General features: G+C 68.0%; 10 protein-coding genes. 5 read left to right on the plus strand and 5 right to left on the minus strand.

Annotated features, from left to right (window positions below; genetic code table 11):
• Window positions 1-244: 244 nt before the first annotated feature.
• Complete coding sequence (locus GWK61_RS02185) at window positions 245-1249, minus strand: LacI family DNA-binding transcriptional regulator (RefSeq protein WP_228561632.1); 1005 nt, start codon at window positions 1247-1249, stop codon at window positions 245-247.
• 321 nt (window positions 1250-1570) lie between these two features.
• Here GWK61_RS02185 and GWK61_RS02190 point away from each other — a divergent pair, with 321 nt between their 5' ends.
• Entirely contained in the window at window positions 1571-3868 is a 2298-nt protein-coding gene (locus GWK61_RS02190) for a ricin-type beta-trefoil lectin domain protein (RefSeq protein WP_194904324.1), read from the plus strand.
• Between the two features lie 231 nt (window positions 3869-4099).
• Here GWK61_RS02190 and GWK61_RS02195 read toward each other — a convergent pair whose 3' ends face one another.
• From GWK61_RS02195 to GWK61_RS02205, 3 genes are all read right to left on the minus strand, one after another.
• A complete protein-coding gene (locus GWK61_RS02195; protein WP_194904326.1) occupies window positions 4100-6418 on the minus strand; it encodes a beta-galactosidase in 2319 nt (772 codons plus the stop codon).
• A gap of 189 nt (window positions 6419-6607) precedes the next feature.
• Complete coding sequence (locus tag GWK61_RS02200; RefSeq protein WP_194904328.1) at window positions 6608-9154, minus strand: carbohydrate-binding protein; 2547 nt, start codon at window positions 9152-9154, stop codon at window positions 6608-6610.
• A 152-nt stretch (window positions 9155-9306) separates the two neighbouring features.
• Entirely contained in the window at window positions 9307-12780 is a 3474-nt protein-coding gene (locus tag GWK61_RS02205; protein ID WP_194904330.1) for a ricin-type beta-trefoil lectin domain protein, read from the minus strand.
• Window positions 12781-13499: 719 nt separating this feature from the next.
• Between GWK61_RS02205 and GWK61_RS02210 the strand changes: the two genes are divergently transcribed.
• The 3 genes from GWK61_RS02210 (at window position 13500) to GWK61_RS02220 (ending at window position 21311) form a co-directional block, all read left to right on the plus strand.
• The gene (locus tag GWK61_RS02210) at window positions 13500-16370 is read left to right on the plus strand and encodes an AfsR/SARP family transcriptional regulator (RefSeq protein ID WP_194904332.1); all 2871 of its coding nucleotides are present in this window, start codon (window positions 13500-13502) and stop codon (window positions 16368-16370) included.
• Between the two features lie 138 nt (window positions 16371-16508).
• Window positions 16509-17420, plus strand: a complete 912-nt coding sequence (locus GWK61_RS02215) for an RNA polymerase sigma factor (RefSeq protein WP_194904334.1) — start codon at window positions 16509-16511, stop codon at window positions 17418-17420.
• A 249-nt stretch (window positions 17421-17669) separates the two neighbouring features.
• The gene (locus tag GWK61_RS02220) at window positions 17670-21311 is read left to right on the plus strand and encodes a choice-of-anchor D domain-containing protein (RefSeq protein WP_194904336.1); all 3642 of its coding nucleotides are present in this window, start codon (window positions 17670-17672) and stop codon (window positions 21309-21311) included.
• A gap of 170 nt (window positions 21312-21481) precedes the next feature.
• Here the strand turns inward: GWK61_RS02220 and GWK61_RS02225 are convergent, their stop codons facing one another.
• Window positions 21482-22918: a helix-turn-helix domain-containing protein gene (locus GWK61_RS02225; protein WP_228561619.1), complete on the minus strand. Its 1437-nt coding sequence runs from the start codon at window positions 22916-22918 to the stop codon at window positions 21482-21484.
• 140 nt (window positions 22919-23058) lie between these two features.
• Between GWK61_RS02225 and GWK61_RS02230 the strand changes: the two genes are divergently transcribed.
• A complete protein-coding gene (locus GWK61_RS02230; protein WP_194904446.1) occupies window positions 23059-24339 on the plus strand; it encodes an alpha/beta fold hydrolase in 1281 nt (426 codons plus the stop codon).
• Window positions 24340-24354 lie beyond the last annotated feature (15 nt).

A 24354-nucleotide genomic window follows, 5' to 3' on the forward strand; every position in this document is an offset into this window, starting at 1 on the left:
CTCGTACCGGGTTCACAGAACCAAACACTCGAATCCCTTCTTTGTCGATCGCGTCGCGGCTCGACGAATCTTGTGACTGATGCCGACTCGGGCGCGGCGCAGATGCCTCAGCTGAGCCCTGAGCCGTCCGGCGCCGCTGGAATCAGTCTTCTGACGTGCCTATCATCAAGCCTGGCAAACACGATCGGCCGAGACGGTTCCTCGACCGTTGTGTCCTTACGACACGAGGCTTCCCCATCGCTGTTCAATCAGCGGCCCTCGGTGCCGGACCGGTGCTGGACCGCACGATCAAGCGCGGTCGCAACAACGACATCGTGTTGTCCGGCCTCATGGAGTCGGCCACGGATCGCAGCAGCAGTTCGACGGACTGCCGGGCCATCGACCGCGTCGGAATCGCGACCGTGGTGAGCGGCGGATGCGCGCTCCCGACCTCGGCGATGTCGTCGAACCCGACGATCGAGATGTCGCCGGGCACGGCCAGGCCACGTAGGCGAGCAGCCTCCAGGATCCGAAGGGCCAGGACGTCGCGGGTGGCGAAGACCGCGGTCAGCCGCAGGCTGCTGTCGAACACCTGCTCCGCGACCTCGAACTCATGCTCCGGCCTCGACGGATCCGAGACGAAGATCGCCTCGTCGGGGATGGTCAACCCGTCCCGAGCGAAGGCTCGGCGCGCCCCCTCGACGCGCGGCGCGTGGTGGGGCATCTCGGCGACGACCGCGATGCGCTCGTGCCCGAGCTCCCGCAGATGCCGTCCGGCCAGAAAGCCGCCGTTGTCGTAGTCGATCGTCACAACCGGCAGAGTGTGTGGGATGTCGTTCTCCCATGCGCACAGCGCGACCGGAAAGCGCGCATCGGCCAGCAACGCCAGATGGTCCTCGAGATCGTGGTCACCGGCTATCAGCAGCGCGTCCACCGACCGACCGGCCAGGCTGGTCAACAGCTCCCGCGCGCGCCCGGCATCCTGCCGCGTCGTGCCCAGCAGCAGGTGGTAGCCCTGCTCTCGCAGCGCATTCTCCACCTCCTCGACGACCTCGGAGTAGAACGGGTTCGCCACCGACGGCACCACCAGGGCCACCGTCATCGTCGCCCCGGTGGCCAGGCTTCGCGCCACCAGGTTCGGGACGTATCCGAGTTCGTCGATCGCGGCCTGGACGCGAGCTGCGGTCGCGGTGCTGACTCGGCCGCGGCCGGAGACCACGTTGGAAACGGTCTGCTTGGTGACGCCGGCGCGTTCGGCCACTTCCTGCATCGTCGCCACAATGAAGCCCCCTTAAGCTTGACCGGTCAATCATGGTGTGGCGGGACAGTAGCTCTGATGGCTCCCGCCAGTCAATACCAGCCAGCTGCGATCCTCGAGAGGTCCGCAGGTCACACAAATATTTCGAGATCTGTACTCCTTGACGGCCTGGACGTCAGGGTTTAACGTTCCGGCCACCTTCCTGATTGACCGGTCACTCCACTGCGGGATGTCACAACGCATCGACGACCAAGGAGTCAGCACGTGTCACGATCACCCGCCTTCACACGAAGAACCCGACACCGAATAGCCGTCGCCCTGGGAACCCTGACGATGGCAGCGGCCTCAGTCTGGGCGCCTTCCACCGCTTCGGCGGCCGGGACCGCGCACTACGTGAACTGCTCTGCCGCGAGCAATGGCAACGGCTCCCAGACCAGCCCATGGAACACTCTGAACCAGGTCGACTCGACCACTTTCGCCGCCGGCGACCAGATCCTGCTGGCCCGTGGCACAACCTGCAACGGCACACTCGCCCCCAAGGGGTCGGGCGCTGCGGGCGCACCGATCGTCGTCGACGCCTACGGCAGCGGACCGAAGCCGGTCGTCGCCGGCGGCGGCGCGTCCGATGCGGTCCTGCTGGACAACCAGCAGTACTGGGAGATCCGGAACCTGGAGGTGACCAACCACGGCGCGACCGCGGCCAACCGCCGCGGAGTCCACATCGTGCTGCAGGACTACGGCACCGGCAGCTACTACCGGCTGACCAACCTGACCGTGCACGACGTCAACGGCGACGGCAAGAAGGACCTCGGCGGCAGCGCCGGCATCCAGTTCGACGTCCTGGGCACCAGCGTCAAGACCAAGTTCAACGACGTCGTCCTCAACGGCAACGACGTCTACACAGTGGACCGCTCGGGCATCAACATGTCCACCACCTGGTATTGCCGGGCCTCGATAGGCTGGATCGGCACCTGTCAGGCCGGCGTGACCACCTACTACCCGTGGACCGGGTTCGTCGTCCGCAACAACACCGTGCACGACATCGGCGGCGACGGCATCGTCATGCAGTACACGCAGAACGGGCTGGCCGAGAACAACGTCGCCTACGACACCTCGGCACGTTCCTTCGGCTCCAACGCCGCGATCTGGGTCTGGAACGCCGACAACGTCACCTTCCAGTACAACGAGGCGTACCAGAGCCAGAAGCTGTCCGACAACAACGACGGGATGGCCTGGGACGCCGACTTCGGCACCGACGGCACCGTCTACCAGTACAACTACAGCCACGACAACGCCGGCGGCATGGCGATGTTCTGCGGTTGCAGCGGCGGGACGGCCTCGACGAGCAACGCCACCTTCCGCTACAACGTCAGCCAGAACGACGGAAGCCAGGTGCTGCGTGGTGCGGGTGTGAACAACGGCTGGTTCTACAACAACACGATCTACGAGCCCGCGGGTTCGACGGCCACGATCATCGACGCGGGTGGCGGCAACCGGCTGAACATCGACAACAACATCATCGTGAACCAGGGCTCCGGCGGATACAGCTTCGACTCCGGCACTGTCGCGTTCAGCAACAACATCCTGTCCGGTAACCAGTCCGGAGCGCCCGCGGGACAGATCGTCGCGGACCCGAAGCTCGTGTCGCCTGGAAGCGGCGGCACCGGAATCGGCACGGTGGCCGGCTACCAGATCCAGCCCGGCTCCCCCGCCATCGGTGCCGGCCGCGTCCTCCCCAACAACGGGGGGCGTGACTTCTGGGGCCACACGGTGCCTGCGGCCTGTGCGCCGGACATCGGGGCGGACCAACTGTCCACTCCTAACGACGCGTCGTGCGCGATCGCGAAGAACGGCGGATTCGAGTCCGGGTCGCTGGCTCCCTGGAACGCGTGGAACTCGGCGTCGGTCGTAGCAGGCAACGCGCACAGCGGCTCGTACGCGCTGCAGGTCGGTCCGGCACCGGCGTCGGCGGAGCAGGCGGTCGCCGTGGCACCGGACACCACCTACCAGCTGTCCGGCTGGGCGAAGACGGCCACCGCCGGCGAGCGGGTACGCATCGGAGTCAAGAACTACGGCGGCGCGGAGGCCTACTCCACGATCACGAACACCTCGTACACCAGCGGATCGGTGACCTTCCACACCGGGCCGTCCAGCACCCAGGCCACGATCTACTGCTACAAGGCGTCCGGCGCCGGCTATGCGGACTGCGATGACGTGAGCGTCAACGTCGCCACAGCGCCCAGCAGCGTCATCAAGGGTGTCCCGAGTATGCGGTGCGCCGACGTTCCCGGAGCGAACACCACCGACGGCACCCAGTTGGCCCTGTACGACTGCGGCGGCTCATCACCGAACCAGATCTTCGCCCGGTTCGGCGACGGCACCCTTCGGACCATGGGCAAGTGCCTGACTGCCGCGTCCAGCACCAGCCTGACGCCGGTCACCATCAGCACCTGCAACAGCTCGGCCGGCCAGCAGTGGAGCTACGACAGCGCGACGCAAGAGCTCAGCCCCTACGCCGGGATGTGCCTGGACGCATCGGGCGGCGGGACCCAGGACAACACGCAGTTGATCATCTACGCGTGCAATGGTCATCCCAACCAGCAATGGTCGCTCACCCAACCCAATCAGTAGGCCCCCGGACAAGAAGCACAGCGATGACGGGACCAGGCGGAGCGCGTCAGAAGCAGGCGCTTCAATGAGGCGCGCCGCCCTCCTGGTGTCGCTGCTCGTGGTGGCCGCGACCGTCACGGTCGCGGCCACCACGCGACACCGACATGGCTCAGGCAATCAGCGCCCTGCCCGGTAATGGGAGCCGCCTCCGGTCAGCGGTCACGTTCCAGTACCTGCCGGGTATATAGACGCTCATCTCGGGCTGAGGCTCCAGTGCTGGCTGATGTCGCCGGTGTCGGTCTGCTCGACGATGGTCGCGCCGTCCGCGGTGCTGTCGCCGCTGACGCCGATCAGCTTGCCGGTGAGCACGCTGACCAGTTTCACGTAGCCGTCGGCCGCGACGATCCGCCACTGCTGATTGACTCCGCCGTTGGACGGCCACTGGATGATCGGAGTGCCGTCCGCGGACGCCCTGCCCTGGACGTCGACGAGCAGTCCCGACTGGGCGTTGACCAGGTTGCTGATACCGGCGCCGGCGCTGATCGCACGCCAAACCTGGTTCGATCCGCCGTTCGCGGTCCACTGGATCAGCTGGGTTCCCTGGGTGGTCGATCCGCTGGGATCGTCCAGGACCTTGCCGCTGCGCCGGTTGGTGATCACGTAGGCGGTCGACGGGGCGATCGCGGTCGCCTCGAACGTGATCGGCTGTGCCTGGGTCTGGTGCAGGTCCAGGATGAGGACGGTGTTCTCCCCCACGTTGAGCCACGGGGCGGGGCAGTACAGGCGCTGTTGCGGCCCGATGGACCAGTACCGGCCCAGGTTGTGGCCGTTGACCCAGACGATGCCCTTGGTCCAGCCGGACATGTCGACGTAGGTGTCGCCGGTCTGAGTGAGGTTGACGGTGGCGCGGAAGAAGATCCCCGGCCGGTCCGGGTTGCTGACTACCGGGTTCAGTCTCGCGACGTATGCCTCGTCGACAGGCAGGGCATAGCTCTGCCAGTTGGTGAGGACGCCGTCGAGCCCTCCCGCGTTGGTCAGGGACACCTGCGCGGTGATGCCTTTGCGGTCGATGTTGCCGTGCCCGAAATTGTCGCGCCCCATGCCCTCGACCAGGATGTCGAGCGTCGGGCTCGTGGTGGACGTCCCCAGCGCCAGGGTGCTGCCGGTGGTCACGTTCAACGGCGTCGCGTATGCCGACGGGATGGCCGGGCGGGAGAAGCCGCCCTGGTAGGCGCCGTTCAGGAACACAGTCGCGTAGTCGTGCACTGCGGTGACGTTCAGTGTGGCGCCGGTGTAGCCGTGAAGGGTTCGGCGGTAGAGCATGAACCCCGAGTTCTGACCGTACATCTCCATGGGTTGTGGGTTGACGGTCTGTGCGGACGGCAGTGGTGTGGGCAGGTTGTCCCACAGCGACGCGTACGCCACCGGGGTCATGGCCCGGCTGCCGTTGACCGCGATCGTCGGGATCCGCGACGGAACCGCCGGCAGTGTGCCCACGTACCCGGTGACGAGGTTGCGGTACGCGGTGTAGCTGGCGGTCGGCTGTCCCTGCTCGTTGATCGGTGCCCCGTAGTCGTAGCTGGTGATGTGGGGCTTGTAGGCACTGCCGTCGTCATTGGCGTTCGCGCCGGCCCAGTACCCGAAGTTCGTGCCGCCGTGGATCACGTAGATGTTGAACGACAGGCCGCCGTTCATCAGCCCGGTCAGCGCGCCGGAGATGTCGGTCTCGGAGTACCAGCTCTCTCCCCAGTGCCTGAGCCAGCCCGGATACACCTCGCCGGCCAGCGCCGGGACGGCGGGGAAGCTGCTTCGGCACGACGCGATCTTCGAAGCGTCACCGTTGGACACGCCGATCGCACCGCCGGGGACGGTGGTGTGCTTGGCCTGCACCTGGCTCAGACTGTCCTCGGTGTAGAACGGCCCGTTGATCCCGGCGTTGATCCAGGCCTGGCGGATCTCAGCCAGATACGTGACGTCGCTGCCGTACCAGCCGTATTCGTTCTCGATCTGCAGCATCAGGACTGGTCCGCCGTTGGCGGCCATCAGCGGTGCGATGACCAGGGCCAGGGTGTTGACGTACCTGGTGACGGCGGCCATGTAGTGCGGGTCGGATGCACTCCGCACCCGCAACGAGATCGGGTTGTTGGCCAGCAGGTACGGCGGCAGGCCGCCCAGGTCCCACTCGCCGCAGACGTACGGCCCGGGCCGCAGCAGCACCCACATGCCCTCGGCCTGGCACAGCCCGACGAAGGCGGCGAGATCCCGCCGGTCGGTGTGCAAATCGAAGACGCCCGGCTTCTCCTCCAGGTAGTTCCACATCACGTACACCGCGATCGTGTTCATCCCCATGGCCTTGGCCATCTGGATGCGGTGCCGCCAGTACTGCACCGGGATGCGTGCCGGATGCATCTCGCCGCTGCGGATCTGCAACGGCTGCCCGTCCAAGAGGAAGGCAGAGCCGTCGGCGGAGAAGGCGAAGGTGTGCCCGGCCGCGTGGGCAGCAGCGCTCGATGCGAAGGTCGCTGCGAGCGGAGTCAGCGTGCTGATGACGAGGAACTTCCGTCGATCCATGGGTCCGTCTCCTGACGATGTGGGGATGAAGCGTCGGCTGCTGGTCCCCCCGCTTCTGGCCGTCGATGTCCGGGCCGGAATCAGGTCACGCCGGCTGGCGGCTTCCACGCCGTTGGTAGGTCGCCCGACACATGGAGGGCGACTTGGCGAGCTGCCCCTTCCGCGCACGCGAAAGGGGCAGCTGGCTGTTCAGGTTCGCGTGATGGTGACCGACGAGGTGCTTCCTGCGCCGGGGCTGATGCGCGCTGAGAAGCGGTGCGTCGCGGTGTCGTAGGTGACGCTGGCGACTGTGCCGCCGGCGGCCGTGACCTTCACCGGCGTCGGAGAGTAGCCATGCAGCGTGACCGGGCCGTCGCCGTGGGCGAAGGCGACGGTCGCGTGGACGGCGCCGTCGTCGGACAGGGAGCTGATCCGCTGCGAGCCCAGCGACACGAACTTGCCCGCGTCGCCGAGGAACCCGATGCCCGACGGGCCTACCGGTACCACCAGGAAGTAGGACCCGTTGTAGTCGACGTGGGGGTTGTAGGTGGAATTGGCGTCGATCAGGGTGCCGGTGTCGGCGAAGTAGTCGAAGACGTAGGCCGTTCCCGTCACGCCCAGGTCCGCAGGCCGGAAGGGCGCGTTGCCGCCGGGTGTGTTGCCGCTGGCCGCGACACTGAGGTTGTCCATGTCCGGGCCGCTCTGGCCGGTCGCGGTGGCTCGCACAGTGTGCTGACCGGCAGTGAGGGTGACCGTCAGAGGTTGTACCGCCCACGTGTCCCAGTTGGCCGTCGGAGCGAACGGCAAGGTCGAGATGGCCTTGCCGTCCACGGTGGTCGCGAGCGGCCGGTTGGAAGTTCCGCCGTTGGCGTAGCGGAACGACAGCGTGTAGGTACCGGTGGTGGGCACGTTGATCTTCCACTGCACGTAGTCGTTGTTCGCGTTCTGATAGTCGGCGAATCCGGTGCCTGTGTAGCCGGAGTGGTCGGCGCGCACGACGGGGCCGGACAGGAGCGCGTTCTCGGCCTCGTAGACCGTGCCGGGGCTCGGCGCCGCGGTGGAGCGCGCATAGGCGAAGACGTACCCGGCCGACATGGCACCGTGCCGGCTGCTCGTGGTGGCGACCATCGTCCCGCCGGGCGTGGCGGCGTCGCGCAGGTAGGTGGCGTCGTCAGGGACGATCGGGGTGTCCGGCTTGACGATCGTGCCGTCGGCCTCGGCCACGCTGTTCAGGTTGGCGGCGCTCTCGGCGCCGATCGGGTCGCCGACGCCGACCGGGCCGGCCGACAGGTCCTGCAGCAGCAGGTTCGAGGTCTCGGTGCTCATCGTGACGTCGGCCCAGGGCCAGGCCCCGAGCGAGCCGACCAGCTGCGAGTTGTACAGGAAGTCGTCCCACTTGGAGCGCTCGAATCTGTCTCCCGAGACCCGCGCGTTGGTCACGGCGTTGTACAACGTGCTCTGCAGGTAGTCCTGCGGCAGCGGCATGCAGTACTGGATGTCCAGGCCGTTGGCTGCGGCGGCCTTGGCCATGTTGCCCAGGTATGCTGCTCGGTCGGTGAGGTTGAACGCGGGCTGTCCGTTCTTGCACAACCAGTCCTGCTCATAGGTCGTGACCCCGGAGGACTTCAGGTAGTTCATCCGGTCGTTCCAGTACGCCGGGTCGGTGACGACGTTGCCGGACATCTGGTACTGCTGGTGGTAGGGGCTCGAGGGGTCGATCCACCGGGAGTGGGTGATCAGCGGCACGCCCACGCTCTTCTGGAACGCGGCCAGTCCGCTGGGGAACAGCGTCGGATCGGCCTGATAGAGGTACTCGCCGTTCCCCTTGGCGCTCCAGGAGGCGTTCGGGCCCTTGGGATAGAACCAGCTGTCCAGCTGGAGGTTGCCCATCGGCAGGCCCTTGGCCGTCCAGTCGTTGCGGACCGCCTGCAGAGTGCCGGCATAGCCGAGACTCGTGTCGTACTTGTAGTAGTAGGTGCCGCCGTTGTCGGTCCAGTAGCCGAGCTTGGCCAGGGTGTTCGTCGAGCTTTGCGACGGCCGGTTCTTGCCGGACAAGTCGGTCAGGGCGTTGCCCCAGGTCGTGTACACGCCGCCAACGCCGCTGCCGAAAGCGAGCACGGTGCGCTGGGTGAATCCGGCCGGCAGGCTGCTGATCCCCGAGGAGATGCCGCTGGTCAGCGCGCCGGTGGAGTCATATTTGGTGACCGCGGTGGAGAAGTTCGACGCCGGGGACAACAGGTAGCTGCCGGAGGTGTCGTAGGCCAGGTAGGGACTGGATCCCGGATCGCCTGCGGCGTCCAGTTGGTGCGGGGCGAAGCAACTGTTGCCGAAGGTTTCGTGGTGTTGGAGGGAGGGCTTGGCCGACAGCGCCGGGAAGGGGTAGGCGTTCGTCGCGGCTTTCTGGTAGGTCGTGCTGAACAGCACCACGCGACTGTTGTCGTAGGCGCGGATACTGCTGGTGCGTGCGATTCCACCGGCCCAGTAGTCGAAGCCGAACTCGTGGAAGGCGCCGACGCCGTCCTGCCCGGTGGTCTGCTTGATGTTGGTCACCGCTACGCCCACGGTCCCGCCGAAGTGAAGGCGCGGAGCGCTGGTGTCGATGGTGTAGCTGCCGTTAGCCGACACCGACACGGTGGTACCCGCGGCGGTGAGCGTGGCGGCGGCGCTGGACGGCGGCGCCATGAGCATCAGGGTCAGCGGGAACGTGATAGCGATCCCGCCGGCGATCGCGGTACGTCTGCGAGTGTGTCGCAGCACTCTTCTCATGATCCTTGCCTTTCCGGAGGGTGTGCACGCCGAGCAGAGGGCTGGCGAAGGTGTCCGGCAGGGCCACTGTCAGGGCATGACTCCGCCAGCGGTCCTGCTCTTGTGGATTAAGGTGGAGGCGAACGAGCTGTGCTGTCAGCCGACTACGGCAGGACCCACTTCTGGTTCGTCCCGCCGTGGCAGGTGTAGATGATCAGCTGGGTTCCGGAGCCGCCGGACGCGGTGTCGTCCAGACATTTGCCGGACGGCGGGTTGACGAGTTCTCCGTTGGCTTGGGGCGCCCACTGTTGGGCACCGGTGCCGTTGCAGGCGTACACCTGAACCGGCGTCGCGTCGCCCGTGGCACCCCCGCGGACGTCAAGGCATTTACCCAACGCCTGAAGGGTCCCGTCGAGGTGGACGGTCCAGCTCTGGGCAGCCGTGCCGTTGCAGCTGTAGACCTGCACCGCGGTGCCGTCGTTCGCGGCGGGCACGTCGACACAGAGACCGGCATAGCCGGTGATCTGCCCGGCCTGCGGGGCGAGGACGAGGGCGGCGACTTGTGCGGTGGCGGAGGCTCCCGCCTGGTAGCGCAGGTAGCGGTAGGAGGTCTCGGGGAACGTGACCGTCGTGGACGAGGACGACGTAGCGCTCTGGCCGGCCAGCGTGCTCCAGGTGCTGTCGTCTCTGGAGCCCTGGATGCTGTAGGCGGTTGTCGCGCCGTCGGACAGAACCTGTACCTGGTGCATGGGCGTACTGGTGCCGAGGTCGACGGTCAGGTTCGCGCCGGGAGCGGTCGCGTGCCAGGCGGTGGCGGGGTTGCCGTCGACGGCGGCTGCGGCCGGGTAGCTGGGGTCGGCGCTGGAGGCGGTCGCGGTCTTACACTGCGCGGCGTCCGACGAGCCGCTCGGCTGGCGGGTGGACATGGTCACCGTCGAGCCGGTGCTCACCGTCCGGCTGGGACCACCGGCGACGGTCACCGGCATGGCCGGGCCCGCGGTGAGGGTGAGCGTCGTTCCGTTCGGGCTGATCGCGAGGTTGTAGGTGCGGCCCTGCCACTGCAGGCCGGTGAGGTTCAGGCCCGGCAGTTGCGGTGGCAGTGAGGGGTCGAGCTGCAGGGAGTTCTGGTTCCAGCGCAGCCCGGTGAATCCGTACTCGAACTCCTGAAGGAACCCGCCGGCGCCGGTGGTGAAGTCGAACGCTCCTCCCCCGCGGGTCTCGGTGAACTGGTCGAACGGGGCGCGCATGAACGGGTTGATGCTGCGCTGCAGGTAGGTGTAGGCGTCACAGCGGCTGCTGCTGAGGCTGGTGGAATCGATGGAGGCGATGGCGTCGGTCATCGACGGCCCGTTGAGATCGGTGCGCGCGCCGTAGTAGTCGAGGTCGTTCTGGGCGACCGTGGAGGACATAGGCACGCCCCACGGGTACTGGAGCATGGTGACGTCGGCCTGCTTGACCGTCTGACCGCTGTAGCCGTCGAATTCCAGGTGGTGCTGGCCGGCCGCGTCGAACGGGATCGACAGCCCGGCCGCGACCGCGGCCCAGTTCGCGTCAGGCGTGTTGCCGGTGATCTGAGCAGCTTGGACGGCGATCTGAATCGTCTTCTGCGCTGCGGCGTTGGTGTAGGCCTCGTTGTCGACGTTGTCGTGGTACTCGTCGGGACCCATCACCTTCAGGATCTGGTAGCCGCCGCTGCCGTTGGCGACGGCACGCGAGGCCCAGAACCGGGCGGCGTCCCGCAGCACCGGCCAGGCGTTGTTCTTCAGCCAGGCGATGTCGCCGGTGGCCAGGTAGTACTGCCACTGGGCAAGGGCGATGTCGGCGGTGATGTGGAGCTCGTCGCAGGTCTCACCGCCGCCGAGGAAGGTCTCCTTCCCGGTCAGGGCGCTTTCCCAGGGGAACCGGGCGCCGGCGATGGTCTGGCCTGACGGCCCACACGTGGCGGCGTTCTGTTCTGCCTGCGGAAGCAGCCGCTGCCGGTAGGCGTCGACGCTGGCGGCAATATCAGGATGCTGAGCAAGCAGCGCCGGATACATCCAGGTCTCCATGTCCCAGAACACGTGCCCTTTGTAGCCGTCCGCAGACAGCCCGCCGGGCGAGGTACTCCAGGCCACGCCGGCCCTGGTGCTTTCCAACAGGTAGAACATGCTGGCCCGGATCTGCGCGGTCAGGGTGTCGTTGCCGGGCACGGAGATGTCGGCGGACCACAGGGTCGACCAGGCTTGGTTGTTGCGTGCGGTGACCTGGCCGGCGCCGAGGTTCGCGGCCGAGGTGGCCTCGGACAGGGCGTAGGCCTGCGGGGTCGCGGCGGTCAGGGTGCGGTCGGTGTCGTTGTTGGCGGCGATGCCGACGTACTTGGTCGCCGTGTACGTCGTGCCGGACTGCACCGTCAACGACGAGCTCTGCGCGGGGTAGCCAGGTGCGGTGGCCGTGGTCGTCGTGGCCGCGCCCCCGACGCGCAGCACCGAGGCGATCGCAGCCGTCACTCCGGTGCTGTCGGCCCGCACGTTCTCGGTCAACGTGCCGTGCGCGCCGTCGACGCTGGGCGAGGCGGTGCCGGCGTAGTTCAGGCCCCGGCCGTCCAGTGCGTCGGTGATCGTCGCGGTACCCGACCAGTGCGGAGTGACGGTCATGGTGACCATGCCGGTATGGCCGTGGCTTTGGTCGGCGTTGACGGTGTACGTGAAGTCGGTGGTCCGGTTGGACGGCGCTGTCCAGGTGAAGGACGTGGTCAGCGTGCCGGTGCTCATGTCGAGCTTTTGGCTGTAGTTGGACTTCGTGCCCTGCTGCACCTGCGCCACGACGCGCGGTGCCGGGGCAGAGGCGGGGTAGGCGGCGACAGTGTCGATGTTGACCTGTCCACTGTCACCGGATGCGACCGTGACGGCGAAGGTGTTGGTGCCGGCATTCAGGATGGCCGGGACGGTCACGGTGCTCCAGCTGTCCCAGCTTCCGGTGACTGGAAGCGTGATCTGCCGGGGCGCGCCGCCGTTCACGCTGTAGGAGACCGTCTGGCTGCTGGAGTTGCCGTTCGAGTACCTGATGGCGACCGTGTCGGACCCGGCACTGGACCCTGTGATCGGAACGGTGACCGTCGCGCCGACGGCCGGCTGCTGGTTGAGGCCGAGTCCGGCGACGAACGAACCGCCGGTGGAGCCGCCGTGGTCGCCGGCGATCTCGGCGCCGCCGGACAGCTGACCGGCCGGTGCCTCGCAGATCTCGTCGAACACACAGGTCGGCAGGTTGCCGAAGCTGTCGGTCCCGCTGGTCAGGCCGAGCGCGGTCCACGTCGGCAGGCTGGCCCGCCGCTCGGGCCAGCTACCGGCCCCGGGAGGATTGGCGTAGAACCCGGCCAGTTCGGACTGGGTGGTGATCGGGTTCGTGCTGAACCAGGTGCCTTCAGCGGGGATGCGCGCGGCGAGGTATCCGTTGCCGACGAAGGTCGGCGCGTAGTTCGACGAGGGATCGGTCGTCGACAGCACCCACTGCCCGCTCGAAGCCGCCGCCACGGGTGACGCCACGGCTGTCTGCATCGGCGGCGCCGCTGTCCCGACCGCCGTCATCAGGATGACCGAACCGATCATGGCCAGGGCCCGGCTGGAGCCGTGCCCTTCTCGCCGGTCTCTTCGACTCGACATCTGTGTCTCCTTGGGGGATGTGCTCCTGTTTTCGGGCGCGCGAATACGGAGTTGGGTTGTGGGGAGATGGGCTCAGTGTGGGAACACAGTGCGGAAGATGGAACCGACGTGCTGTCGACGGCGCATCTCGAGCCGAGAACGGATAACCGTCGCGAGAATTTTGTTGCTATCAAGAACAAACAGTTCGGTAACCGGGATGAAACACCCGCTAAGAAGTGCTGTCAACGTCTCAAATGACGCGGCCGGCTTAATTTTCTTGAGACAAAAGGTGCCCTACGCTTAGGAGACCCCTGAGGCGGACCGGAGTCACAGAAACTTGCGAGATTTTCTTGTAGGCGGGTCCGAGAGCAACCACCACGTAGTGCTTCCACCCATCGCCGATGGCCGCGACCAGGGCGCCGGCTGCGCGCGATCACCGCGCTGCGACGCGGCATCAAGGACAGCGCGCGCACCCGACGCTCAGAAGATGGCAAACCGTTTGCCGTCAGTGATCTCGCCGAAACTCCGGCGAAGCACATCCGCCGCTTCCGACCGGGCAGCCACGGCCGGTCAAGACCCGGCCGTCGGCCTCGCCGGCCCTCCGCGAGACAGAGCCGTTCGCCCCGCCACGCCAACTGGTTCAAAAAACCTCGGGCCCGCCTCTTGCCGCAGGATCTACGCCGGATAGGCTGGCTGACACGCCCGAGGGACCGGATCAAAGCACAGAAGGCGCCTGCGGCATGCGGATTCTCCTACTGGGCCCGGTCGAGTTGAGGCGCCCCGACGGCACGCTCGTCCACATCGGGGGCACCAAGCGCCGGGCGATCCTGGCCGCGCTGGCGTTGGAGGCCAACCGCGTCGTCCCGGCGCAGCGACTCGTCCAGATGCTGTGGGACGCCGATCCGCCGAGCTCAGCCCGCACCGTGGTGCAGGGGCACATCGCGGCCCTGCGCGGCCTGCTGGACGACTCCGTTCGGCTCGTGACCAGGGCACCCGGCTACGTTCTGGAAGCCGAGAGCGACCTCGTCGACGTATACCGAGAACGCGCGCTGGTTGATCAGGCATCGACTGCCTCAGACCACGAAGCGACGGCCCTGCTGCGACAGGCGATGGCCCTGTGGCGGGGCGCCGCGCTGACCGGATGCGGATCGACGCCGTTGTGCCAGGCTCTGGCCCAGCGGCTCGACGACTCGCGGGCAACGGTCCTGGAGCAGTGGGCTGAGCTGTCCTTGCGCCTGGGCCGAGGTGAGCAGACCCTGTCCGATCTCCGTGAGGCGCTGATCGCTTGGCCGCTGCGTGAGCCGCTGGTCAGGCTACTGATGCTGAGCCTGTGCCAGGCGGGACGCCCGGCGGAGGCGGTGGAGCTCTTCCATACGACGAAGGCCCGGCTCGCCGACGAGCTGGGTCTTGATCCCGGGCCCGAGATACGGGACGCCCTGCTCCACGCGATCAATCGCGCGGCGGGCAACGGCACCGCGGCCGTCGCCGCGACGGCGCCGCAACCGGTCCGCGGCACGACTCTCCCCCGGGCAGCCCACGGGTTCTTCGGCCGATCGGCGGAGTTGGCGTGGCTCGAGCAGGTCAGCGACTCCGCCCGCGAGGACGTACAAGTGATAGCGCTGACCGGCCCGGCCGGCGTCGGCAAGACGGCGCTCGTACTGCACTGGGCGGCACGAGCACAGGACCGTTTCCCCGGCGGTCTGCACTACGTCGACCTGCGGGGCTTCGATGTCGCTGAGCCTGTGCCCACGGGGGAAGCTCTGGCCGTGCTGCTCAGATCTCTGGGCGTGCCAGACTCGGCGATCCCCGACACTCCGGCCGTCCGTGCCGAGCTCTATCAACAGACGCTGAGCAGACTGCGCGCCGCTGTGGTCTTGGAGAGTGCACGCGACCTGGCCCAGGTCGCGCCGCTGCTGCCGGCGCGGCAGTCCTGTCTGGCGATCGTCACCAGCCGACGGCGGCTGACGGATCTGGTAGCCGGTCAGGGCGCCGCGGTGCTCACCCTGGAACCGCTGCCGCACGACAACGGCTTCGACGTACTGGCCGCGATCACCGGGGCCGACCGCCTCACCGCTGAGCCGGAAGCCGCGACCCGGGTGGTCGAGCTCTGTGAAGGTCTGCCTCTGGCATTGCGGATCGCTGCGGCACGCCTGGCCACTCGGCCACGCTGGCCGGTCTCGGCGCTCGCCGATGAACTCGCCGATGAGCGGTTCCGGCTTTCGGCCTTGTCCACGGACGGGTCGCTCAGCGTTCAGGCGGCGCTGGATTCCAGCTGCGCCGCACTGCCGGACTCTGCCGCGCAGCTCCACCGGCTGCTCGGCGTCCTGCCCGGACGCGGCATCGACGTGTTCGCAACGTCCGCGCTCGCCGGCGTCACCCTGTCCGCCGGGCGCGAGCATCTTGCCACGCTCGCCGCAGCCCATCTGGCTGATCAGGACGCTGACACCGGGCGCTATTCGCGGCACGACCTGATCCGACTGCACGCCAAGCACGCGGCGGAACAACTGGTACCAGCCGAGCGTGACGCCGCGCTGTCCCGACTGCTGGATTACTACCTGGCGGCTACCGCATCGGCGTTCCAATCGCTGAGCAGTTCCACTCTCCGGCCGGCCCACACGCCCACGAACCCACCGGCCGGAGGACTGCCCGAGCTCGGATCAGCACCGGCGACGTTGCAGTGGTTCCGGACCGAGGAGTCCGACATCCGCGAACTCACGCTGTCAGCACTCGACGGCCCGCTGCTGGAGCAGGCCTGCGCGGTCACAGAGAACCTCGGCAGGCTCTACATCAAGGCCGGCTTCGGAACCGCCGAGATGGAGAAGCTGCTCGCCGCAGCCTTGAAATCCGCCGAGGCGGCGGGCATCGCACGCCGATGGCCGAAGCTGTACGAAGGCCACTGCATCACATTGGCGATACTAGGTCGGCACGCCGAGGCCGTGGCTCAGGGGAAACGAGCCCTGGCAGCCCTCGACGGCGACGACGATCCGAGACTGCGGTTGACGGTCTGCTCGAACCTGGCGTGGGCACTGGTGGAAGACGGCGACCCGCACGAGGGTATTCGGTACCTCCAGGAGGCGTTGGATGTCGCCCGCCAGCTCGGCGACGTGCCGAACATCGCCGGGTCGCTGACCAACCTGGCCTACACGCAGCTGCAGATCGGCGACGCCGACAACGCACTGAAATCGGCCCGGGAAGCGCAACAGGTTCTCCAGGCCTGGCTGACCGTCGTCGCGGCCGGCGGTGAAGCGACGCGTGGGGACTCCATCGGGTTGCTGGACGCGAAGCTCGTCTACGCCTATGCCCTGCGCGCCCTCGGCCGCGACGATGACGCCATGGACGTCGCGCGCGAGACCGCCGAGGAAGGAAGCCGCGAGCAATACCCGCCGGTCGCCCGAGACAGCCGGCTTCTCATCGGCGACCTTCTCGCCGAGCGCGGCGAGAGGTCAGCAGCCTGCGTCCAGTGGCGAATCGCCGCGACCTACTCGGCCCAGGAGGGCGTTCCGGCCGATGACATCGCGACCCGCATCGCCGTCGGCTGCGGACGACCGAGCGACCAGCCCTGCCAGGAGTGCGCGCAAACCCTCGCCGACACGTCGCCCCCGATCCGATGATGATCGGCGCTTCCACGCCCGCGCACCCGGCCTGAACTGCCGCATCGCATTTCGTTAGCGGTTCGTTGGCGTTTCCGCATGCCTCGTGACGGAGGCTTCAGTGAATCAGCCGACGCGGCTCATCGCCGGCCGACACGGATGCCCGACGCCGCATTCACTGAAACTAGGAGTCCGCCCCTGATGACCACGGAAGCCGACGTGCGTCTCGTGGCGGCGGCCCGGAGTGGGGACGAGGTTGCGCTCGAGCTCCTGGTCGCCAAGTACCTCCCACTCGTCCACGCCATCGTCGACCGGGCCTTGACGCGCGCTCCCGACGTCGACGACACGGTGCAGGAAACAATGCTGAACGTCGTACGCGCGCTCCCGGGCTTGCGCAGCCCCGAGACATTCCGTTCCTGGCTGGTCGCCATCACGATGAACCAGATCCGCAAGCACCACCGACGGCTGCAACCAGAGCTCCGGCCGACGGAGGCGTTCGACGGCGTCGCCGACCCCGGATCCGACTTCTCCGATCTGGCCGTTTGGGAACTGGTGATGAGCAGCCAGCGCAGGGAGGCCGCCACGGCCACTGTCTGGCTCGACGACGATGACCGTGAACTGCTGTCCCTGTGGTGGCAGGTCGAGGCCGGCCGGCTGAGCCGGACGGAGATGGTCTCGATACGCGGGCTGGATCCACATCTGGTCACCGTGCAGATCGGGCGCGTGAAGTCACGGCTGGACACGGCACGCCGCATCGTCAGAGCCCTGGCCATGACACCCGGCTGCTTCGGACTGGTCGCCGCGACCGTCGGCTGGCCGGGCACACCCACTCTCCTGTGGCGCAAACGCATCGCTCGCCACATGCGCGAATGCGGAGACTGCACGAACGCTGCGGAAGACCTCGTACCCGTCGAACGCTTGCTGGTCGGTCCATCGCTGGTCGGGCTGTCGGTCGAGCGCCCTTTGAGGAGCTCGCACCCGCAACAGCCCTCGCCTGTCGGCAGGGCGAACCTTCACCGGCGAGCATCGAGATTTCCGGCGGCGACGAGAACGCCGTCGACACGACCGTGAGCCTCTCGCGTTGACAGCCGGCTCGCAGAGCGCAGGATCTCGCCTCACGGCATTGCAAAGCACTTACAGAATCTCCTTGATATAAGATTCCCGCTTTATGGGATAGTCACATACTCAGAATCCTTGCAATCCCATGGAAACACGGCACGGCTACGGTTTCGAACGTATCTTGCATGCCGCATTAATCTGCCTGAAAGGGCGATCGCGGCATGCATCCGTGATGTGTAATCCTTCAAGGGATGGAAGGTCATGCGTCTCAATACACATGTGCGCCGACTACTCGCCGGTCTGATACCGGGATTACTGCTGTTGACCGCGTCGGTCTCGCTGTCCGGCCTCGCCCATGCCGACGACACCACAGTCTCCGGCAACACGCTGCGCACCGGATGGGACCAGAACGAGCCAGGGCTCGAGCCCTCGTCGGTGTCCGCTCCGGACTTCGGCCAGTTGTTCTCGACCGCGGTCGACGGACAGGTCTACGCACAGCCGATCGTGGTGAGCGGCACCGTCATCACGGCCACCGAGAACAACTGGATCTACGGGCTGAACGCCGCGACCGGCGCCATAGTTTGGTCGCGCAGCGTCGGCGCGGCCTGGCCTGCCTCGGCCATCGGCTGCGGCGATCTGGTACCCAACATAGGGATAACCGGCACGCCGGTCTACGACCCGGCGAGCAACGCCGTCTACTTCATCGCCAAGGTCAACGACGGGCCCACCGCTAACAACCCGCGCTTCTACCTCCACTCGGTCAACCCGGCGACCGGCGTCGAGCGCCCCGGCTGGCCGGTCACCGTCCAGGGCACGCCGACCAACAGTCCGGGCCACCCGTTCAACACGAAGACCGCCGCCCAGCGCCCCGGGCTGCTGCTCCTCGACGGCGTCGTGTACGCGGGCTTCGGCAGCCACTGCGACTACGGGCCCTACGTCGGGTACGTCGCCGGGTTCAGCACGACGACGCCGAAGATGACCACGCTGTGGTCCACAGAGTCCGGTTCGTCCAGCGGCGGCGCCGGCAACTGGCAGTCCGGCGGCGGCCTGGTCTCCGACGGCCCGGGCCGGATCATTCTGAGCACCGGCAACGGGGTGTCGCCGCCCCCCGGGCCCGGCACCTCGCCGCCCGGCCACCTCGCGGAGTCGGTGGTCCGGCTCCAGGTCAACGGCGACGGCTCACTGACCGCACGGGACTTCTTCAGCCCGTCCAACAACGCCCAACTGGACCGGAACGACACCGACCTCGGCTCCGGCGGCCCGATGGCGCTGCCGGCCGGCTTCGGAACCCCGGCGCACCCGCACCTGCTGGTGCAGACCGGCAAGGACGGCCGGGTGTACCTGCTGGACCGCGACAACCTCGGCGGCACTGCGCAGGGTCCGGGCGGCGGCGACGCCTCGGTCGGTCCGCCGGCCGGACCGTACCGGGGGGTCTGGGGCCACCCGGCGTTCTGGGGCGGCGACGGCGGCTACGTGTACGAGGTGGAGAACGCGGCATTCCTGCGCGCCTTCAAGTACGGCGTCAACGGCAACGGCCTGCCGGTCCTCAGCTCGGCCGGCACCAGCGCGTCCACGTTCGGATACACGTCCGGCTCGCCGGTGGTCACCTCCACCGGTGACACCTCGGGATCGGCCCTCGTGTGGGTGGTCTACAGCGACGGCTCGAAGGGCACCAACGGGCAGCTGCGCGCGTATGATGCGGTGCCCGTGAACGGTCAGCTCAATCTGCGCTACTCGGTTCCGATCGGCACGGCGTCGAAGTTCGCGGTGCCGGCCACCGACGGCAACCGCGTCTATGTGGGCACCCGCGACGGCCACGTCCATGGCTTCGGCCGACCCACGACCTCGTCGTTGACCGGTTCCCCGACCGATTTCGGCAACGTGGCGGTGGGCACCACCGCGAACGCGACGGTGACCGTGACCGCGACCCGGACGGTGACCATCTCGGCGATCACCACGTCGGCTCCGTTCGGCGTGACCCCGCCGGCCCTGCCGGTCACCCTGGCCAAGGGCCAGACGTTGTCCGTGCCGGTCAAGTTCACCCCGACGGCGGCCGGAGGCGCCGACGACACACTGCAGATCGTCACGGACGGCGGCGCCGTGCCGTTGAACCTGCACGGCAACGGTACCCAGCCCGGGCTCGGCGCGACGCCGTCCACCCTGTCCTTCGACACCGTGCCGACCGGCGCGACCAAGACGCTGAGCGTGAGCATCGCCAACACCGGCACGTCCGCGGTGACCATCACCGGTTCCACCGTGCCGACCGCGCCGTTCACCGCGACCGGTCTGCCCGCCAACGGATCGACCCTCGCGGCCGGCGCATCGGTGTCGGTCACGGTGACCTACGCGCCGACGGCGGCCGGCGACCAGACCGGAACGCTGGTGGTGGCAAGCAACGCCGGCTCGGTCAGCGTGCCGCTGACCGGCACCTCGGTCGTCGGCGCGTCCCATCTGACCATCACCCCGCAGCCGGTCGCGTTCGGTTCGGTGACGGTCGGGCAGACCGCGACGCAGGTCTTCGACATCGCCAACACCGGCAACATCCCCCTGACGATCACCAAGGCCGCGCCGCCGGTCGGCCTGTTCAACACCACCTCGCCGATCTCGGAGGGCCAGCAGCTCGCACCTGGCGACATCATCGAGCAGAGCGTGACGTTCAGCCCGACCGCCGTCGGCGCGCAGTCCGCGACCTACCTGATCACCGGCGACGACGGCCAGGGCGCCATCGCCGTCCCGCTCACCGGCACCGGCACCGCCGTCGTCGGCACCACGAATGTCGCGGCGGGCAAGCCGGCCACGGCGTCCGGTTCGGCGCTCCACCACAACCCCGGCAACGCCACCGACCCCAGCACGTACAGCTACTGGGCCGGCGTGAACCACACCTTCCCGCAGTGGTTGCAGGTCGACCTGGGTACGGCGACATCGGTGGGCAAGGTGAAGCTGCGGCTGCCGCCGCAGACGTCGTGGGCCACCCGGACGCAGACCCTCTCGGTCCTGGGCTCCACCGACGGCACGAACTTCACCACCGTCGTCGCCTCGGCCGACTACACCTTCGATCCCGCCACCGGCAACTCGGTCGACATCCTCTTCGGCCCGACGACCGTCCGGTACCTGCGGCTGAACATCACCGCGAACACCCACTGGCCGGCCGGCCAGGTGTCGTCCTTCGAGGTCTACCCGACGGTCTCCGGCACGGGACCGGCGACGCTGTCGGCCGTGCCGACCTCGCTGGCCTTCGCCCCGACCGCCGTCACCACCAACAGCGACTGGCAGGCGGTCACGCTGACCAACACCGGAACCGGCCCGGCCGCGCTGTCGCCGATCACCGCGTCCGGCGACTTCACTGTCAGCCCGACCTGTGGCACCGCCCTCGCACCGGGCGCCGACTGCGTAGCCCTCGTCACATTCCATCCGTCGGCCGTCGGTACCCGCACCGGCACGCTGACCATCGCGAGCAACGCGAGCAACGGCCCGACGACCATCGCCCTGTCCGGCACCGGTGCCGTCGCGACGCTGTCCGCCAACCCCGCCAGCGTGGCGTTCGCCGCCACGACCGTCGGCTCGGCCAGCGCGCCGACGGCGGTGACGATCACGAACACCGGGACCATCCCGGCTGGCGTCTCCGCGGTCGCCACCACCGCGCAGTTCGCGCAGACCAACAACTGCGTGTCGCTGGCTCCGGGCGGGACCTGCACCGTCGGCGTCACGTTCACCCCCGGCACCGCGGGCGACGTCACCGGCTCGTTGACGGTCGAAAGCGACGCCGCGAACTCCCCGCTGACCGTGGTGCTGTCCGGTACCGCGACCGCCTCCAACACGACGAATCTCGCACTGAACCAGAGCACTGAAGCCGCCGCCCACCATGACCAGCGCGCGGTACCTGCGGTTGACGATCACAGGTAACACCGGCTCGCCGTTCGGCCAGGTGTCAGAGTTCGAGGTCTACCAATCGTAGGGTTCGTGCCAGGCTTGACCGTCTCGTACGACCTCTGAGAAGCCGGCCGGTGCACGCGCTGTCGAGCGTGCACCGGCCGACTGGTTTTCTGGTTTCGGCGGCCAACCCGCGCATGTTCTCAGTCCGCAGATCCTGAGTCGATGGCCGAGTGCGCGACATCGGTCGCTGGGATGGTCGGCGGCGGGAGTGGTCCGGCACCGAGTGTCGTAGTGCCGGGGCCGGTGAGCCGGGCGAGCCCGTTGCGGTAGGCATCAATCGCCTCCCGGGTGCGGCCTTGGCGATCGAGGAGGTCGCCGAGCAGTCGGGACGTGTCGGCCAGGTCGCCGGTGACGTCGGCTTCCTGTTGGAGTCCGATCGCGGTGCGATAGTGCCTCTCAGCGGCGTCCAGGTCGTCGTCGCGCTCTCGGATCAGTCCGAGCAGGCGGTGCGCCGCCGCGGCGTGGACCGCGCCGTGGCCGGGACCCAGGCTCGCCAGCAGTCGGGTGAGGAGTTGTTCGGCCTCCTCGGCATGACCGAGACGCCAGCGGACGTCGGCGAGTTCGACCTCGACCTGCACGGCGTAGAACGTGGCGTCGGCGGCACGGAGCAGCTCGGCGGCGAGGCGCAGCTCGCTCTCGGCATCCACGAGGCGGTCCCGCTGGGCGTGCAGGTAGCCGCGCATCCAGTGGCACTGCGCGAGCTCGGCTCGGATCTCCCACTGCTGGTACACCTCCTGCGCTTTGATCAGCGCGGTCTCGGCGTCGGCGTACCGGCCGCGCGAGGCGAGGGTTCGGGCCACCGAGCGGTGCAGGGCCGCGACCGCCAACGGGTCGGCGACGCGCGGCGCCAGGTCGAGCGCCAGGGTCGCGGCCTTGGTGGCCCGCTCGTGCGCCCCGAGTTCCAGGTAGGGGCCGATCACCGCGGCGTAGAGCAGCACCAGCGAAGACGGGTCCGGCAGACCGCCGCCGTTCAGTTCGCTGATGGTGGTCTCGAGCAGGTAGCAGGAGTAGCGGACGTCGCCTTCCAGGTAGTGGGCCGTGGCTCGGCCGCGGATGGCACGGACCCGGGCCGGCAGCGGCTCCTCCGCCAGAAGCGCTTCGGCCTGTTCGAACTGCTCGCGCCCCGCGGCCAACTCGCCGCGGCGCAGCAGGAACGTTCCCAGTGTCGTGCGCAGCTCGGCGGTCAGGTCGAGCAGTTCGTGGTCGGCACATCGGTCGAGAAGGGCGGACAACAACGCCTCGGCCTCGGTGCCCCGGCCGGCGTTCATGACGCTGTTCGCTTCGGCGAGGCCGTCGCGGATCGCGGTGCGCAATCCGGCGGGAACGCCGTTGGCCAGTTCCTCGTAGCTCACGGCCAAGCGTTCGGCGAAGTAGCGCAGCGCCGCGTCCGACGGGTTGCCCTTGCCTGCCTCCAGCGTGGACACGTAGGCGGCGGTATATCCGGGCTCTGCCAGGGCTCGCTGCGTCATGCGGCGCTGTGTGCGCAGCTGCTGCAGGCGTGGTCCGATCTGGTCCGGGCTCTGTTGGCCTTCGCCGGACAAGGGCATGGCGCCGTCCTCCTCGTCCCTGTTTCCCATTGCTCACAGCACTCCTACCACGAGACAGGCGCGGGGTCTTGCGCCGGCCGAGGTCGTGCCCTAGCTTAACCAGCAACCTAAATGGAGTTATCTCTTCATTTAACTACAGGGGGTGGGGCACTGTGCTCTCCGGGATCCGGATGACCGACCACTGGTTCGCCGTTCCGTTGGACCACGATCGCCCGCACGGCGAACAGATCGAGGTCTACGCCCGGGAAGTCTCGGCCGACCACGCCGCTTCGGAGCAGCGGCCGTGGCTGCTGTACCTGCAGGGCGGACCGGGCTACCGATCCCCGCGTCCGTTTCAGGCCGACGTGGCCTGCGGCTGGATCAGCCGCGCCATCAAGGACTACCGGGTGCTGCTGCTCGACCAGCGCGGCACCGGGCGCTCCACGCCCGCCACGCGGCAAACCCTGCCCACCCGAGGCGACGTTCGGCAACAAGCCGAATACCTCGCCTGCTTCCGAGCGGACTCGATCGTCGGCGACGCCGAGCTCATCCGGCACCGCCTCACCGGCGGCGCGCCCTGGAGCGTGCTAGGCCAGAGCTTCGGCGGATTCTGCGCCGTCAGCTACCTGTCCCTGGCGCCGGAAGGCCTGGCCGAGGTGTTCATCACCGGCGGTCTGCCGAGCCTGGACGGCGACGCCGATCATGTCTACCGCACCGCCTACCCGCGGATGGAAGACAAGAACGCGCTGTTCTACCACCGGTACCCCGGAGACGTGGAACCAGCGCGCGCCATCGCAGTACACCTCGTCGACAACGAGACCGTGCTGCCAGACGGCACCTTGCTCACCGTCGAGGCGTTCCAGTCCCTCGGCATCCTGCTCGGCACCGGCGACGGCGCCGAGCGACTGCACTACCTGCTCGAAGACGCCTTCTGCGACACCGCGTACGGCCGAGAGCTGTCAGACGGCTTCCAGTACCAGGTCCAGGCAGCCCTCTCGTTCGCTCAACGGCCGTTGTACGCCTTGCTGCAGGAAGCCTGCTACGCCCAACACCTGGCGCCGACAGCGTGGGCCGCCGACCGCGTGCGCCGAGACTTCCCGCGCTTTCATGCGGACAGTGCGTTGTCGCGGACGGCCGCGCCGATCCTGTTCACCGGCGAGACGGTCCACGCCTGGCACTTCCGCACCGATCCGGCGCTGCGTCCGCTGCGCGACCTCGCGCACGCGCTGGCCGACTACGAGAACTTCGGCCCGCTGTATGACAGCGCCCTGTTAGCCAAGAACGACGTGCCGGTCTTCGCCGTGGTCTACCAGGACGACCTGTACGTCGACACCCGGCAATCCCTCGCCACCGCCGCAGCCATCCGCTCGCTGAGCGTCCACGTCACCGACGAACACGAACACGACGGCCTGACCGCGGGCGGCACGGCGATCATCGATCAGCTCCTCCATCGGGCGCGCCCCGCGCCCTGACGCCACCGGAGGCAT

The organism is Catenulispora rubra, from assembly GCF_015356825.1.
In the GTDB taxonomy this organism is placed as follows: Bacteria; Actinomycetota; Actinomycetes; order Streptomycetales; family Catenulisporaceae; genus Catenulispora; species Catenulispora rubra.